12 protein-coding genes are annotated in these 12,835 nt (G+C 70.7%); 2 read left to right on the top strand and 10 right to left on the bottom strand.

What is annotated here, in order from left to right:
- The 6 genes from JTN19_RS09200 to rutA form a co-directional block, all read right to left on the bottom strand.
- Nucleotides 1-401 (bottom strand): cysteine hydrolase family protein (locus JTN19_RS09200; protein WP_242531012.1); only part of this gene is annotated, 401 nt, incomplete at its 3' end.
- A 26-nt stretch (nucleotides 402-427) separates the two neighbouring features.
- Nucleotides 428-1,582: an ABC transporter substrate-binding protein gene (locus JTN19_RS09195; protein WP_206931652.1), complete on the bottom strand. Its 1,155-nt coding sequence runs from the start codon at nucleotides 1,580-1,582 to the stop codon at nucleotides 428-430.
- 27 nt (nucleotides 1,583-1,609) lie between these two features.
- Nucleotides 1,610-2,434 (bottom strand): ABC transporter permease, encoded by an 825-nt coding sequence (locus JTN19_RS09190; protein ID WP_242531018.1) that lies wholly within the window; start codon nucleotides 2,432-2,434, stop codon nucleotides 1,610-1,612.
- Between the two features lie 2 nt (nucleotides 2,435-2,436).
- Complete coding sequence (locus tag JTN19_RS09185; protein WP_206931648.1) at nucleotides 2,437-3,300, bottom strand: ABC transporter permease; 864 nt, start codon at nucleotides 3,298-3,300, stop codon at nucleotides 2,437-2,439.
- Nucleotides 3,297-4,364, bottom strand: a complete 1,068-nt coding sequence (locus JTN19_RS09180; protein WP_206931645.1) for an ATP-binding cassette domain-containing protein — start codon at nucleotides 4,362-4,364, stop codon at nucleotides 3,297-3,299. The genes JTN19_RS09185 and JTN19_RS09180 overlap by 4 nt, the downstream gene beginning before the upstream one ends.
- Before the next feature lie 2 nt (nucleotides 4,365-4,366).
- Nucleotides 4,367-5,449, bottom strand: coding sequence for a pyrimidine utilization protein A (rutA, locus tag JTN19_RS09175; RefSeq protein ID WP_206931644.1), 1,083 nt, complete (start codon nucleotides 5,447-5,449; stop codon nucleotides 4,367-4,369).
- A gap of 371 nt (nucleotides 5,450-5,820) precedes the next feature.
- Here rutA and JTN19_RS09170 point away from each other — a divergent pair, with 371 nt between their 5' ends.
- Nucleotides 5,821-6,678 carry an endonuclease/exonuclease/phosphatase family protein gene (locus JTN19_RS09170; protein ID WP_206931642.1) on the top strand — a complete coding sequence of 286 codons (858 nt, stop codon included), beginning with the start codon at nucleotides 5,821-5,823 and terminating at the stop codon, nucleotides 6,676-6,678.
- A gap of 48 nt (nucleotides 6,679-6,726) precedes the next feature.
- Nucleotides 6,727-8,100 (top strand): phospholipase D-like domain-containing protein, encoded by a 1,374-nt coding sequence (locus JTN19_RS09165; RefSeq protein ID WP_206931640.1) that lies wholly within the window; start codon nucleotides 6,727-6,729, stop codon nucleotides 8,098-8,100.
- A gap of 7 nt (nucleotides 8,101-8,107) precedes the next feature.
- Here JTN19_RS09165 and JTN19_RS09160 read toward each other — a convergent pair whose 3' ends face one another.
- From JTN19_RS09160 to JTN19_RS09145, 4 genes are read right to left on the bottom strand one after another with little or no spacing between them, the layout of a single operon-like run.
- Nucleotides 8,108-10,567 (bottom strand): hybrid sensor histidine kinase/response regulator, encoded by a 2,460-nt coding sequence (locus JTN19_RS09160; protein ID WP_206931639.1) that lies wholly within the window; start codon nucleotides 10,565-10,567, stop codon nucleotides 8,108-8,110.
- Complete coding sequence (locus JTN19_RS09155; protein ID WP_206931636.1) at nucleotides 10,567-11,379, bottom strand: substrate-binding periplasmic protein; 813 nt, start codon at nucleotides 11,377-11,379, stop codon at nucleotides 10,567-10,569. The genes JTN19_RS09160 and JTN19_RS09155 overlap by 1 nt, the downstream gene beginning before the upstream one ends.
- 36 nt (nucleotides 11,380-11,415) lie before the next feature.
- Nucleotides 11,416-11,967, bottom strand: coding sequence for a DUF5943 domain-containing protein (locus JTN19_RS09150; protein WP_206931635.1), 552 nt, complete (start codon nucleotides 11,965-11,967; stop codon nucleotides 11,416-11,418).
- Nucleotides 11,968-11,977: 10 nt separating this feature from the next.
- Nucleotides 11,978-12,829, bottom strand: a complete 852-nt coding sequence (locus JTN19_RS09145) for a SirB1 family protein (RefSeq protein WP_206931634.1) — start codon at nucleotides 12,827-12,829, stop codon at nucleotides 11,978-11,980.
- Nucleotides 12,830-12,835 lie beyond the last annotated feature (6 nt).

Raw genomic sequence — 12,835 nt, 5'->3', positions numbered from 1 at the left:
GTCTCGAAGAAGGCCGAGGCCATGCGCTTCTTGATGACGATGTCGCTGCCCGCGATGTGCAAACGCGGGTCGAACTGCGCGCGGGCCGAGCCTTCCTTGATGTTCTGCAGGCTGTCCGGCGTGTCGGTGCGCGTGCCCCAGACGCCGCAATCCTCGCCGCTCTCGACATAGGCGACATAGGTCCAGACCACGGGAAAACGCTTCTCGCGGCACAGCGCGGCCAGCGTGTTGATGTGCGCGCACTGAAGCGGGTCGGTCTCGTAGGCCGTGGCGGGGAAGGCGGCGACGTCGGTGTAGGCGCGCTGCGGGTCCACATTCACCAGGGCCGCGCGGCGCCCGAAGCCGAAGCGCGCGCGCGGCGGGGCCGATTTCAGCGCGGCGTAGAGCTGCCGCGCGGTCATGTCGCTTTCCTGCATCTGTGCTCCGTTCAGGCGGCGAGGAACTCGTTCCACTTCTCGGTGTAGTAGCCCATGTTGTCGGGCCGCGTGTTCCACACATAGACCTTGCGCGCGCGGTCCTCCAGCGAGCCGCCGTCGCGGTCCACACCATCATAGACCGCGCGCTTCGTGGCCTCGTCCAGGTAGGGGCCGTAGGTGTCGGTGGTGGAGAAGTAGCCGATCTCGGATTGCCGCGCGCCGGGGAAGCCGGACATCCAGAAATTCAGCCAGTCATAGGCCAGGTCGAGGTCACGGCAGTTCGACGAAATCGCATAGCCCTGGCACCAGGCGCGATAGCCCTCCTTCGCCACGGCATAGCGCATGGGCACGCCGCGCCGCGCGACTTCCACCGCCACGGGCCACCAGGCATCCGCGATCCAGACCTCCTCCGAGGTCATCAGGTTCACCAACTCCCCATAGGCGCGCCAGAGGGCGCGGAAATGCCCCTCGCGCTTCTTCTCGATGAGGAAGGCGATGACGGTGTCCACCTCGGCATTGGTCAGGTTGGTGGGGTTGGTCGTGGCCGGCAGCAGCCCCAGCGCCTGCATGCCGAGTGCCGCGTCCAGCATGCCCAGCCAGTCAATGCCGAACAGCGCCACGCGGCCGCGATAGCGCGGGTTGAACAGTTCGCCCCAGGAGAGGGTGTTGTTCTCCGCCTGCACATGGCGGGAATTGTAGCCGATGCTGTCCATCTGGAAGAACATCGGCGCGAAGATGGTGCGCGTCTTCTCCGGATTCAGCCACATCATCCGGCCGGGGTTGGCGCCGAGGCCGAGCGGGCTGTCGGGCGTGGCCTGGCCCTCCGCGAAGAGCGGATGCAGCCGGTTCCAATGCGTCAGCCGCGTCACGTCAATGGGCTGCGTCAGCCCCTCGTCATGCGCGTATTTGGAGAAGGGCGCGTCCAGCGTGGCGAGGTCCACCTGGGCGGTGCGGATGCGGTCGGCGCGGGCGAGGGTGGAGGCATTCACCCAGGGCCGCGGCGTCACGTTGGTGCGGCGGACCCATTCGCGCAGGATGGGCTCACGGATGTCGAAGCTGGCGCCGGCCAGGCTGATGCTGCGGGCCTGCGCCATGGCGGTGGGCGGGAGGATGAGGGCCGGTGCGGCGACACCGGCGCCGAGCAGGGTGCGGCGGGAAATCGTCATGCTGCGTCAGTCCCCTTGGTTGGAGTGTCACGAACCAGGCCGCGCCGTCCGGCGCAGCGAAACCAGGATCAGCGTGCAGGCCAGGATCGCGACCAATGACAGCAGCGTGGTCGCGGTGCCGATGGCATAGAGCTCGGGCGTGAGCTCGCGGTCGAGCTGCGCCATGACGGCCAGCGGCAGCGTCATGTCCGCGCCCGAAGTGAACATCGTGCGTGGAAACTCGTCGTAGGAGAGGGTGAAGCCGAACAGCGCCGCGCCAATGACACCCGGCAGCACGATGGGCAGGGTGATGCGCCGGAAGGTGGTGAGGCGGTTGGCGCCGAGGGTGAGTGCGGCCTCCTCCAACCTACTGTCGAAGCGGTTGAAGATGGAGAGCATCACCAGGAAGCCGAAGGGCAGCGTCCAGCTCACCTGCACGAAGAAGGCGGTGGTGTTCCAGGCGGGCTCGATGCCCATCAGCCGGCCCATGATGGCCACGCCGAAGCCCACCAGCAGCCCGGGCGCCATGATGCCCAGCAGCAGCAAATAGAAGAACAAATTGTGCCCGCGGAACCGCCCCCGCATCGCCTGCGCCGAGGCCACCGCCAGCACGCAGGTCACCACCGAACACGCCGCCGCCAGCATGACCGACCGGCCGAAGGGCGGCTTGAAGTCGTTCATGATGGAGGCCTCGATCAGCTCCCGGTACCAATGGAGCGAGACGCCGTTCATCGGGAAGGTCGTGCCCCCCGTGGGCCCGCTGAACGACAGCAGCCCCAGCGTGAACACCGGCAGCCATTGGTAGAGCAGAAAGCCCACCGTCAGCGTGCCCAGCAGCGCGGTCATGAGGCGGGAGCGGGTGCGCCAATGCATCGTCACGTCCCCAGCTTGCGGATGTCCACGACGCGCATGGCGATGAAGGTGCCGACCAGCATGCAGGCCATCAGCACCACCGAGACCACGGCGGCGGCGCGCAGCTGCGCGCCCTCGTAGAAGTTCAGAATGAGGTTGGGCAGCAGCGCGATCTTGTTGCCGCCGATCCATTGCACGGTCGCGAAATCCGCCATGACGGAGAGGAACACCAGCACCTGCCCGATGACGACGCCCGGCAGCGTCAGGGGGAAGATGACGCGGCGGAACACCACGCCCGGCGGGGCCTTCAGCGTCATCGCCGCCTCCCGCAGCGAGGGCGGGATTTGCGCCAGCATGTAGACCACGGGGCCTGACGCCATCAGCGTGTAGAGCGAGACCTGCGCCATCGAGATGCCGGTCCGCGAATAGAGGAAGATCTCGATGGGCCGCTCGGTGAGCCCCAGCCCCATCAGCGCCTGGTTGATCACGCCGTTCACGCCCAGGAAGGGCACCCAGGCGATGGCGCGGATCAGCGCGCTGGTCCAGAAGGGAATGATGAAGGCCAGGAACAGCGCCGTGCGCCAGGCGCGGCTCGTCACCTTCATCACCAGGAAGTAGGCGATGCCGTAGCCCATCACCCCCGTAATCGCCATCAGCATCAGCGTGTGCAGGAAGGTGTTCGCGATCAGCCCGCGGTAGGAGGCATTGGCGAAGAAGCGTTCGTAGTTGGCGAAGGTGATGGGGTTGCCCGGCCCGAACGCCGTGCCGCCCCAGAGCGACACCCACAGGATCAGCAGCGCGGGCATCACCACCGCGCCGAACATCCACAAGCCGGCCGGCAGCGCCAGCAGATAGGCGGGCAAGGAGCGTGGGCGGATCGTGCTCATCCGTGCAGCACGCCGGCTTCGGTTGGCCAGCCGATTTCGGCGGCGCCATCGGCCGCGAGGAAGGCGGGTTCCGCGCCGAACTGGTCCAGCTTCATCACCTCGCCATCCGGACGTTCCAGGATGTAGCGGCGGACGGAGCCGAAATACTCCACCGTGCGGCAGGAGGTGGCGAGGCGGTTGGGCCAATCCCCCGGCGGGGCCGGCCGCAGCCGTTCCGCGCGCACCGAGAAGCTGGCCGCCTGCCCCGGCTGCGCCGCGACGCCGCGCAGCGGCACCACGAAGCGGCCGGCGGCGGTGCCGATCGCGGCCTCCTCGCCGCGCACATCCTCCACCTTGCCATGGAAGACGTTGTTGCCCTGCACGAAGCCCGCGACGAAGGGCGTGCGCGGGCGCTGGAGAATCTCCTCCGGGCTGCCCTGCTGCTCGATCTTCGCGTGGTTCATCACCACCACCAGGTCGCCCAGCGAGAAGGCCTCGTTCTGGTCATGCGTGACCCAGATGAAGGAGATGCCGGTGCGCCGTTGCAGCGTCTTCAGCTCGATCATCACCGTCTCGCGCAGCGAGTAGTCCAGCGCGCCGATGGGCTCATCCAGCAGCAGCAGCCGCGGCTCCGTGATCATCGCGCGCGCCAGCGCCACGCGCTGCCGCTGCCCGCCCGAGAGGCTGCCGGGCTTGCGGTTCGCGAAGCGGTCGATCTCGAAGGCCTTCAGCACCTCGGCCACGCGCTTGTCGCGCTTTAGCGCCGGCCATTTCCGCATCTCCAGGCCGAAGCCGACCTGCTTCTCCACCGTCATGTGGGGGAAGAGCGCGAAATCCTGGAACATCATCGCGATGTCGCGTTCCCAGGGCGGGTCGTTCGTGACGTTCTTTCCGCCGATCAGGATGTCGCCCTCATCGGGTTCCTCCAGCCCTGCCACGCAGCGCAGCGTGGTGGTCTTGCCGCAGCCCGAGGGGCCCAGCAGGCAGACGAACTGCCCCTTGCCCACGCGCAGCGACACATCGTCCACCGCGGTGAAGGCGCCATACCTCTTCCGCAGCGCGACGATCTCCAGATCGTGCACCACCTTCACGCCGCCTTCGCCAGCCTGTCCGCCCGGCATTTCATCAGTGGCTGGATGCGCGTGCCGAACTGCTCCATGCCGATCAGGTAGTCGTCGAAGGTCAGCATCACGCCGCGCAGGCCGGGCGTCTCGCTCAATTCGTCGAGCTGCCGCGCGACGGTCTCGTAGGAGCCGATGAGGCGCAGCATGTTCGTCGGCACGCGGTCGGAGGTCACCATGCGGCCCACGGTGGAATGCGCCTCGGCCTTCACATCGGCGGCCGCCTGGCTGTCGCGCCAGGCCAGGGCCTCCAGGTCGGTGCCCTCGACATAGCGGTGCCACTTGGCCATCGCGGCCTCATCCGTCTCGTCGGCGATGATCATCATCAGCAGCACCGCCTTGCAGTCCGCGCCGGCGGCGGCGTTGGCGGCCATCAGGCGCTCGGTGTGCGGCCGCACCTTGGACACGTCATTGATGCCGCCCGCGCTGATGAAGTTCATCTCGGCGTATTCGGCGGCGAACTGCATGCCCCGGTTGGACTGCCCGGCGGAGATGATGTCGAGCTTGCCGCCCTGCGGCCGGGGGCTCACCCGGCAGTCGCTCATCTGGAAGAAGTCGCCCTTGAAGTCGGAGCGGCCGGTGGCCCAGAGGTCGCGCAGCACCTGCACATATTCGCCGCAATAGTCGTAGCGGCGGGCGAAATGCGCCTCGCCCGGCCAGATGCCCATCTGCTCGTATTCGGCCTTCTGCCAGCCGGAGACGATGTTCACCCCGAAGCGCCCGGGCGCGATGGCGTCAATCGTCACGGCCATGCGCGCCAGCAGCGCGGGCGGCACGGTCAGCACGGCCACCGAGGCAAACAGCTTCACCCGCGTGGTGATGGAGGCGAGCCCCGCCATCAGCGTGAAGCTTTCCAGGTTGTGGTCCCAGTATTCCGATGGCCCGCCGAAGCCGCGCAGCTTGATCATGGAGAGGGCGAATTCGAAGCCGTATTTCTCCGCCATCAGTGTGACGTCACGGTTCAGCTCGAATGTCGGCATGTATTGCGGCGAGGTGGTCGAGATCAGCCAGCCATTATTGCCGATGGGAAGGAAGACGCCGATGTCCATGGAGCGGGGATCCTCGCGCTGCGTGGGGAAAGGCTAGGCAGCGAGAGGCAGCCCACTCAACGGGCATATTGCCCATCACGCGTAGATTCACCGTGCGGTTTTGGCCCAGTTGCACATAAAATCGGCCATTGATGCCCGGGCGCCGCCGAAATGCGCGCGCAACACCTGTCCGCGATGTCATGTTTCGCTAACCACCGTGCCTCGCACCGGCATCCTGGCCCGCCCCGGCCGGTCGAGCGGGGCGCGGCCTTAACCTTCCGCCAATCCGGGCAGGTCACGCTTTGTCGCTTGGCAGCGACGCCCGCGCATCCCATCTTCCAGCGGGGCGTTCAGGCCTCGGATACTTATCAGGAATTGTCGAAACGCCCTCCATGACGCTGCTTCCCTTCCGGCCCCTCGCGGGCACGCCCGGCATCCGCCGCGTCGCGCGCCGTGTCCGCCGCCTGGTGCGGGATTTCCGCGACCGGCCCGACGCCCCGCGCGCCTATGCCGCCGCGGAAGGGGAGTTGCGCGTCGCCTCCTGGAACCTGCACAAATGCGTGGGGACGGACGGCAAGTTCGACCCGCACCGCTCCATCTCCGTCATCGCCGAGATGGGCGCGGACCTCGTGGCGCTGCAGGAGGCCGACAAGCGCTTCGGCCGCCGCACCGGCCTGCTCGACCTCGCGGCGCTGGAGCGCGAGGCCGGCCTCGTCCCCCTCGACATCTCGGAACTGCCGGATGGCCATGGCTGGCATGGCAATGCGCTCTTGGTGCGGCCTGGCATGCAGGCCCGCATCCGCCGCCTTCGCCTGCCAGGTGCGGAGCCGCGTGGCGCGGTCATCGCGGAACTCGACCTGCCGATGGGCCCGCTGCGCGTGGTCGGCGCGCATCTCGGCCTGTTGCTGCACAGCCGGCAGCGCCAGGCCATCGCCATCCTGGACGCCATCGCCGAGGGTGAGCCCATGCCCACCCTGCTGCTGGGCGACCTGAACGAATGGCGGCCCGGCGCGAAATCCTCGCTGCGGATGCTGGAACCCTTCTTCGGCCCCACCCCCAAGGCGCCGCCCAGCTTCCCCGCCCGCCTGCCCGTGCTGGCGCTGGACCGCATCCTGGGCTGGCCGCAGGGCCTGGTCACCGATGTCGTCACGCATGACAGCCCGCGCGCGCGCGTGGCCTCCGACCACCTTCCGCTGACGGCGCGGGTGCGCCTGGGCGAGGGCGCGCAGGCCCTGCTCCGCGCGGCCTGAGCCGCGGGTTGCACCATGGCCCAAAATGGGCCCCTCACCGCTGACGGCGTGGCCCTGCTGCCGGACGCCGCCACCGCCTTCCACATCCGCGCCGACAGCGCCCGCGCGGCGCGCCACACGCTCGACCTGCAATACTACATGTGGCGCGGCGATGTGACGGGGCAGCTTCTCGCCGCCGAGATCCTCGCCGCGGCCGATCGCGGCGTGGTGGTGCGGCTGCTGCTGGATGATGTCTATGCGCTGGGGCGCGAACGCGTGCTGGGCGCGCTGGACGCGCACCCCAACATCGCGGTGCGGCTGTTCAACGCCACGCGCTGGCGCCGCTTCGGGCGCCTCGGCCTGCTGCTGGAGATGGCCTTCGGCGGCTGGCACCTGAACCGCCGCATGCACAACAAGAACTGGATCATGGATGGGCGGCTGGCCATCGTGGGCGGCCGCAACATCGGCGATGAGTATTTCGACCAGGTGGAGGAAGGGGCGGTGGCCTTCCGTGACCTCGACATCGCCATCATGGGCGAGGCGGCGTCCCAGGCGACCGCGGTGTTCAACCGATACTGGAACAGCAACCTCTCCCGCCCCGCCGCCAAGGTCACCACCACCGCCGCCCTGCCCCGCAGCCTGCCGGCCCTGCGGCGCGAACTCGCGCGCGCGACGGCGCGGCATGAGGCCGCCACGCCGCTCGTGCCGCCCGCCACGCTGATGCCGCGCTGGCTGGGCCTGACCGAGGTGGAGGCCCGCTGCATCCAGGTCGTCTCCGACCCGCCCGACAAGGCGCGGCGTGGGCTGCGCGCGCGCAAGCGGGCCCGCGCCGCCGGCGGCATCGCGGCCGAGATCGCGGATGCGCTGCGCGTGGCGCGGGAGGAGGCGCTGCTCATCTCGCCCTATTTCGTGCCGGGCCGCGCGGGCCTCGCCTTGCTGCGGGATTTGCGCGCGCGCGGCGTGCGCGTCTCGGTCGTGACCAATTCACTCGCCGCGACGGATGTGGTGGCCGTGCATGGCGGATACGCAAAGTACCGCCGCGCGCTGCTCGACGCCGGGGTGACGCTGTTCGAGCTGAAGCCCACGCCCAGCGAGGAACGCGCCTCGCTGCTCGGCTCGCGCGGGGCCTCGCTGCACACCAAGGCCTTCGTGGTGGATGGGGTGCTGGCCTTCGTCGGCTCCTTCAACCTCGATCCGCGCTCGGCCGCGCTGAACACCGAGATGGGCGCCTTCGTGCGCCACCGCGGCGTGGCCAGCGAGGTGGCGGCGGAACATGCGCGCCTCGCCCAATCCAGCCGGAGCTGGCAGGTGGTGTGGGAAGATGGCCGGCTGGGCTGGCGCGAGAATGACGGCAGGCTGTGGCGGCGCGAGCCGATGGCGGGCTTCTGGCGCCGCGCCACCGCCGCCGTGGTGCGCCGCCTGCCGGTGGAGGAGCAGCTGTAGAGTCCGGTCAAAGTCCAAGCAGCTTCAGCAGCGCCGCGCGGTCGGGGGGCTTGGTCATGTAGGCGGTCATGCCCGCCTCCTCGCATTGGCGGGCATATTCCGGGCCCACCGCGGCCGTCAGGCCGATGATGGTCACCGCGGCATTGGGCCCGCCCCCGGCGCGGATGGCGCGGGTGGCGGCCAGCCCGTCCATCTCGGGCATCTGCATGTCCATGATGATGGCGTCGAAGCGACGCAGCGCGGCCTGGCGCACGGCGGCCTGGCCGTCCGCCGCCACCTCCACGCTCACGCCCGCCGCCTCCAGGATGCGGCTCATCACGAACTGGTTCACCGGGTTGTCCTCGGCCAGCAGCACGCGCAGCGCCCGCCCGGGCGGCGGGACGGCGGGCGCCTGGGGTGCCACCGCGGCTTCGCGCCGGAAGGCCTGGGCCAGCGCTTCGCGCAGCCGCGCCGGCAGCGCGGGCTTCAGCAGGACGGACTGGAACAGGCCCGGGGGCGAGGGCGGGGCGGCGGGCTCGGCCTGGCCGAAGCGGATCAGGGGCGTGCCCTCGCCCAGCGCCGCGCGCAGGCACTGGGCCGGCGCGACCTCCCCCGGGCCGGCGCCCAGGATCACGAGGTCGAAACCCTTGCCGCCGAAGGCCAGCCCCTCCTCCACCGTCGCCGCCGTCACCGCGGCCAGCCCGAGCCCCTCGAGCTGCATGGCCAGCGCCTGGCGCTGCAAGGCCGAGGGTTCGATGACCAGCGCGCGCCGCCCCGCCAAGGGGCAGGGCGGCGCCTCGCCGGGCAACACGGGCAGGTCCAGCAGCAGGCGGAACACGCTGCCCCCGCCGGGGCGCGGCGCCCCGGGGCGCGGCGCCGCCTCGATGGTGCCACCCAGCAGCTCCGCCAGCCGCAGCGAGATGGCCAGCCCCAGGCCCGTCCCGCCATAGCGCCGGCGGATGGAGGCATCGGCCTGGCTGAAGCGGTCGAACAGCGCCGGGATGCGCGCGGGGTCTATGCCGATGCCCGTGTCGCTGACGGTGCAGACCAAATGGCAGCGGTTCCCCGGCAGCGGCGTCGCCGCGATGGCGAGGCGGATCCACCCGGTCTCGGTGAACTTCACCGCGTTGCCCACCAGGTTGAACAGGATCTGCCGGAACCGCGCCGGGTCCCCCTGCACGCGGTCGGGCAGGCCGGGGGCGGGCAGGCAGACCAGCTCCACCCCCTTGGCGGCGGCGGGCGCGGCGAAGAGCTCCACGATGACGCCCAGCTGCTCCTCCAGCCGGAAGGGCACGGCTTCCGGCGTGGCGGCGCCGGCCTCTAGCTTCGAGAAGTCCAGGATGTCGTTCAGCAGCGTGAGCAGATGCGCGGCGGAGCCGTTGATCGTCTCGGCATAGCGGCGCTGCATGGGCGAAAGCGGCGTCTCCATCATCAGCTCCGACAGGCCGATGACGCCGGAGACGGGCGTGCGGATCTCATGGCTCATGGAGGCCAGGAATTCCTGCTTGGCCTCGCTCGCCGCGCGGGCCGCGCGTTCGCTGGCCGCGAGGCGCCTGCCCTGGCGCCACAGCACCAGCACCGCCGTCAGCGCCAGCAGCGTGACGGCGGCGATGGCGCCCAGGAAGACCATGTCCTGATCGCGCACCCCGGCCAGTGCCACCTCGCGGCGCTGCGCCACCTCCACCACGAGGGGAAGCTGGGACGTCACCGCGAAACCGGCCGAAACCTGGTCCCCGAAGCCGTCGGGGCCGGTATGGGTGCCCAGCTCCTGCCGCGGCAGATAGCGGGCGAAGGGCCAGGCGGCGGGATGGGCCTCGCCGATGCCGGAGAGCGTCGCGTCGCCGCGCGCCACCATCACCCCCTGGAAGGTGTAGAGGCGGATGAGGACGTTCAGCGCCTCGGCCTGGCGCTTGGCCAGCGCGGTCGCGTATTCGGCGTTGAGCAGCGCCACCGCCGCCCCGGCGAAGCGCCCCTCGGCGTCGCGCAGCGGCTGGGCCACCGGCAGGGTCCAGCGCGCGGGCCAGGGCGGCGCCCCGCCGTCCAGCAGCCGCCCCGGCTCGGGCGGGGCGAGGAAGAGGGTGTTGCCCGGCCGCGTCCGCAAGGCCAGGAACCAGGCGCGGCCGCCCAATTCGCGGCCCGCCAGGCCCGCCACATTGGCCTCGGTGACGCGGCCATTGGGGTCCGTCACCAGCAGGGCACGCAGCTGCGGCATGTCGCGCGCCAGCTCGCCCATGGCCGGGGCGAGGCGCTGCGAGAGGCCGGCGCCGTGGCGCGCCAGGATATCCGCCAGCAGGATTTCGGCGGGCTCGATGGTGCGGGCCATCTGGTCCGCGAGGCTGAGGGCCAGGGCCTGGGTCAGCTGCTCGGCCTGCTCGGTGGCGCGCTGGGTGCCGCGATGGCTTTGCAGCAGGAAGACCAGCAGCAGCGCGGCCGCCAACCCCAGCCCCAAGCCCAGCAGCACCACGAAGGGCCGGGCGCGCGGCGGCATCAGGGGCGGATCAGGATCGGTGTCAGGTCATGTCGCGCGGCGGCGGCGGCCAATGTGCCATCGGCCCGGATGGCGGCGAGGAAGGCGTTCACCTCGGCCCGCCAGGCGGGCTGCCCCTGGGGCAGGGCCCAGCCATAGCGCGTCTCGCCGAAGCGGCCGGGCGGCGCGATCACCTGCGCCCAGGCATGGGCGGCGAGGGTGCGGCGCGTGTAGGGATAGTCGCTCATGAAGACGTCGGCGCGGCCGGACTGCACCTCGGCCTCGCGCGTGCGGGGCGGCGGCACGACCAGCAGGGTAGCCTGGCGCAGGCTCTCGCGCATCACGGGCTCCATCACCGTGCCGGCGGCGACGGCGACCACATGGCCGGCCTGGTCAATGTCGGCCCAGGCGCGGATGGCGGGGTGGGTGCGCGTGGTGACGGCGTAGATGGGGCTGGCCAGGTAGGGCTCGCTGAAATCCACCCGCCGCGCGCGCGCCTCGGTGATGCCCACCGCCATCATCGCGATGTCGCACTGCCCGCCCTCGATCCGGTCCATGAAGGCCGCGAAGCTGGTCTCCACGAAGCGCGCCTCAACGCCGAGCCGCGCGGCCAGCGCGCGGGCCATGTCAATGTCGAGGCCCTCCAGCGCCCCCGTGCGCGGGTTGCGCCAGGAGATGGCGAAGTATTCCGGCCAGATGCAGACATCGAGCGCGCCGCGCGCCCGGATCTCCGTGAGGCGGTCGGCGGGCTGGGCCGCGGCGGGAAGGGCGGCGGCGAGGATGAGCAGCAGCAAACCCAGCGCGACGCGGCCAATGGAGAGGATAGGGGCCATGGCGTCGCAATCTCCGACATCCGGGTTACAGAAAACTTATCCGATCGGTGGCGCCTCCGCCATCGCCGCGAGGCGCAGCTCGAACCGGCAGAGCGAGGCACCGGCAGCCGCGCATTCCACCTCCTCGCAGACCGGCTCCCCCGCCACGCCCGCCGCCTCCAGCACATGGCGCATGCCGCCCGCGAAGCTGCCGGTGAAGATGTGGCAGACGGCGCGGCCCGTCTCCGGCCCATAGCCCAGCGCGAAGGCGGAGTGGCGGACGAGGAGGGTGCCCGTGCCCGCCGCCACGTCCAGCGCCGCCAGCTCCACCTGGCCGAAGCCGCGCTGGGACATGCGGCGGATGTAGTGGCGCAGCACCTCCTCCCCACCCAGCCCCTGCTCGGCGGCCTGGTGGCGGCACCACTGCACGGCCGACCTCTCGCTGGAGCGATAGAGCATGTCGCGCACCGCCCCCTCGCCCATCGCCTCCTCCATGGCCCGCTGCATGTTCACCAGGAACAGGCGGGGCGTGTAGACCATGGGCAGGCCATCGGTGCGCCAGATGCCCGTTTCCGCCTCCACGTCGATCTGCACTTCCGGGGCGGGCATGGCGGGCCTTTCAGTTCAGGCGGTTGCGGAGTTCCTCGACCAGGCCACGGATGCGGCTCGCGGCCTCGCCCTCGGGCTCGAGTTCCAGCGAGCGGTCCAGGCTGGCCAGGGCGGCGCCGATGCGGTCCAGCCGCTGCTCCATCAGCCCTGCCTCGCGCCACAACGCCGCGTGGTCGGGCGCGATGCGCAGCATGTCACGCGTGCAGGTGAGCGCGGCCTCCAGGTGGCCCGCGCGCAGGCGCCGCAGCTTGATGTTGTTCTGCAGGCGCAGCAGCACGGCGCGGCGCGTCATGGGCACGACGAGGCCTGGGCGCAGCTCCGCCTTGGGGCCTTCCACGGCCTTGATCAGCGCGCGCAGCTCCGGCGCGCCCAGCGCCACGCCGCCGCCGAACACATCCAGCAGGGCGGGACCTCGGGCGCTGCCCAGCGCCACCAGGAAATGGCCCGGAAAGTCCACGCCATGCGCGGCCCAGCCCGCGGCATCCGCCACATGCAGCCACAGGATGCCGAGTGCGACGGGCAACCCGCGCCGGCGTTCCAGCACATGGATCAGGTTGGCGTTGCGCGGGTCGTCATAGGTGGCGGCGTCGCCCGCGAAGGCCCAGTCGCCATGCAGCAGCCGGGCCAGTGTGGCGCGGCGCGCCTCGACATCGCCGGCATCGGCGCGGGCATCGGCGGTGGCGGCCTCCACCGCCTGGCGCGCCAGGTCGGAGAGCAGGGCGCCGGCCGCGCGCCAATCGGCCTCGGGCGCATCAATGCGCGCGAATTGCAGCGCGGCGGCGCCGATGTCGATCTCGTCGTCCGGAAGCTGGCCGACCGCGTCCAGCGCGGCACGGGCCTCGTCCTGGGGGTTCGCACTCATCGGCCC

Source organism: Roseococcus thiosulfatophilus (assembly GCF_017311575.1).
GTDB classification, from domain to species: Bacteria; Pseudomonadota; Alphaproteobacteria; order Acetobacterales; family Acetobacteraceae; genus Roseococcus; species Roseococcus thiosulfatophilus.
The sequence above is the reverse complement of the archived record's forward strand: the minus strand, read 5'-3'. Positions and strand labels throughout refer to the sequence as shown.